Here is a 2,581-nt window from a genome sequence, read left to right on the forward strand (position 1 = left end):
ACCGTCGCCTGGTTCGACGGCTGGGGCGGCAGCGGCGGCCAGGTGCGCATCGACTATCGCCCGGTGCACGAATTCACGCTCACCGACGACATCGGGTACATCAAGCCGAAGAAGCGGGTTTACTAGCCTGGTGCTGATCCGCGAGGCGATACCGGCCGACGCGGATGCAATGAGCGATGTTCTCCAGGAGCTGATCGCCGCTGGAAAGCGAACCAGGGACGCCGACGCGGATTTCGTTCTGTCGCATTACCTCGGACATCCGCACCGGCTGCATTGCTTCGTGGCGGTGGACGACGGTGGAAGAATCCTCGGCTTTCAGTCCCTGAAGCGCGCGCACGAAGGCAATCCCTACGGCACGCCCATTGGCTGGGGCATCATCGGCACGCATGTGCGGCCGTCGGCGGCGCGCACCGGCGTCGGTTCGCGCCTGTTCGAGGCGACCCTCGACAGCGCCCGCGATGCCGGGCTTCGCGCGATCGAGGCGTATATCGGCGCGGAAAACGCCGCCGCGCTTGCTTATTACGAGGCGCTCGGATTCGAGACTTGCCGCCGCCCGGACGGCGCGATCTGCAAGGCGTATCGGCTGTCGTAAAGCTCCTGACGATTAGTCGGCCCGACTCGCGCCAACCCGCGATTTGTCGTAAAAGCCGACCATCGGGGCAGCTCCAATGACTGCAATGATCTCTCACAGGCACAGGTATTTGATCGCCCTCGCCGGCTGTCTTTGCGTCGCGGGCGGGCTTTATGGCGTTGCCACATATTATCCGGTGCTCGGGCCGGTGGCGGGCGCGATCGCTCCGCAGCTGTACGTCGATTCCTTCTCCGGTGCCGAAGTCCCGCCGCGCGGCCGGTTCGTCCTGGTCGATGCCGCCTCCGCACGGCTGTACATGATCGAGGACGGCCGGGTTCAGGATTCGATGAAGGTGATCGTCGGGAAGCCCGACACGCCGACGCCGGAACTGAAGGACGTCATCAATTACGAGACGTTGAATCCCTATTGGCACGTGACTCCCGATCTCACTCGGACGCTCATCGCGCCGAACGTGCTGAAGCTGGGGCCGTCGTATCTGAGCGAGCGAGGCTATCAGGTCGTCACCGCCTTCGCGCCTGGAGCTCGCATCATTCCGGCCGAGAGCGTCGACTGGAACGCCGTCGCGGCGGGCACCGCGCAGGTCCACGTTCGCCAGCTGCCCGGCCCCGCCAATTCGCTCGGCCGCTTCAAGTTCGACCTGCCGGACGGCGACGGGATCTATCTTCACGACACGCCCAAGAAGGAGCTGTTCGCGCAGGACGACCGAAGCCTCAGCCACGGCTGCGTGCGACTCGAGGACGCGGAGAAGCTGGCGCGCTGGCTCCTCGGCAAGGACCCGCCCGCGAGCTCGGTCCCGGAGGAGAATGTCCTTCTCCCCAAGCCCGTGCCGATCACGATCAGCTATTTGGATAACCGCAGCCAGATGCAGCTCGCGGCGCTGCGTTGACTTCAGATGATCTGCAGCTCCGCCGCGTAGCGCTTCGCCTTCTCCGCATAATGCGCGGCTGAGGCGCGGAGGAGCTGGCGCTCTTCGTCGGTGATCTGCCGGACCATACGTGCGGGCGTGCCGACGATCAGGCTGCCGCTCTCGAATCGCTTGCCTTCGGTGACCAGCGCGCCGGCGCCGACGATGCATTCTGTCTCTATCAAGGCGCCGTTGAGGATTCGCGCGCCCATGCCGATCAGGCAGTCGTCGGCGATCGTGCAGCCGTGGAGGATCGCCTGGTGGCCGACGGTCACCCGGGCGCCGATGGCCAGCGGAAAATCCGCGTCGCTGTGGCCGATCGACCCGTCCTGGAAGTTGGTCTCCGGCCCAAGGATCAGCGGCGTGTTGTCGCCGCGGAGGACTGCGCCGAACCAGACGCTCGCGCGCGCTCCGAGGCGCACGTCGCCGATGAGGTCGGCCGAGGGCGCCGCCCACGCGTTCTCGCCGAGCTGCGGCTCGACCCGGTTGATCGCGTAAAGCGGCATGCTAGCCCCCTTCAGTCCGGTCCAACGTCCAGCAGCCCCACCTCGCCCTGGTACTTCTCGGGGTGCGGCCGAACGAAGACCCTGAATAGGTCGGGGTGCTTCTTGCGCAACTCGGTCTCGAGGTGGCCGATCAGTTTCTCGATGTCGGGCGTCCGCAAATTGTCCGCGAACTCGACCCCGACATTGGCGATCACCTGGTCGGGGCTCAGCTGGCTCGTCAGGATCCCCGACACGCTGAGCACTCCCGGCTCCTTCCGGGCGATCTCCCGGATCGACTTGCTGAGCTCCGGCCGCGCCCGCTCGCCGATCAGCAGGTCCTTGCTTTCGCGCGCGAGGAGCACCGCGACCCCGGCGAGGACGAGGCCGATGCAGATGGATCAGGCGCCGTCTATCCACGGAGCGTCGAAGTGCAGACTGAGGGCGGTGGCGATCGCCGCTATGACGAGGCCGGTCAGCGCCGCGCTGTCCTCGAACAGGACCATGAAGCTCGGCGGATCCTTGCTCGCATGTACGGCGTCGAGGATCGAGCGGCTGCCGCGCACGCGCTGGAAGGCGCTCCAGCCGAAATACCAGCTGATC

Annotated in this window: 4 protein-coding genes and 1 pseudogene; 2 read left to right on the forward strand and 3 right to left on the reverse strand. The window is 66.1% G+C overall.

Annotated features, from left to right (window positions below; genetic code table 11):
- The first annotated feature begins 130 nt into the window (after positions 1 to 130).
- Positions 131 to 592, forward strand: coding sequence for a GNAT family N-acetyltransferase (locus VFT73_RS09100; protein ID WP_326410099.1), 462 nt, complete (start codon positions 131 to 133; stop codon positions 590 to 592).
- A gap of 109 nt (positions 593 to 701) precedes the next feature.
- Positions 702 to 1,478, forward strand: coding sequence for a L,D-transpeptidase family protein (locus VFT73_RS09105; RefSeq protein ID WP_326410103.1), 777 nt, complete (start codon positions 702 to 704; stop codon positions 1,476 to 1,478).
- A gap of 2 nt (positions 1,479 to 1,480) precedes the next feature.
- Here VFT73_RS09105 and VFT73_RS09110 read toward each other — a convergent pair whose 3' ends face one another.
- The 3 genes and pseudogenes from VFT73_RS09110 to VFT73_RS09120 form a co-directional block, all read right to left on the reverse strand.
- Positions 1,481 to 2,002 carry a gamma carbonic anhydrase family protein gene (locus tag VFT73_RS09110; RefSeq protein WP_326410105.1) on the reverse strand — a complete coding sequence of 174 codons (522 nt, stop codon included), beginning with the start codon at positions 2,000 to 2,002 and terminating at the stop codon, positions 1,481 to 1,483.
- A gap of 11 nt (positions 2,003 to 2,013) precedes the next feature.
- Entirely contained in the window at positions 2,014 to 2,343 is a 330-nt protein-coding gene (locus VFT73_RS09115) for a hypothetical protein (protein WP_326410107.1), read from the reverse strand.
- A 36-nt stretch (positions 2,344 to 2,379) separates the two neighbouring features.
- Positions 2,380 to 2,581: pseudogene (locus VFT73_RS09120) on the reverse strand (cation transporter); the annotation flags it as partial.

Origin of the sequence: Sphingomonas sp., assembly GCF_035758555.1 — a bacterium.
In the GTDB taxonomy this organism is placed as follows: domain Bacteria; phylum Pseudomonadota; class Alphaproteobacteria; order Sphingomonadales; family Sphingomonadaceae; genus Sphingomonas_B.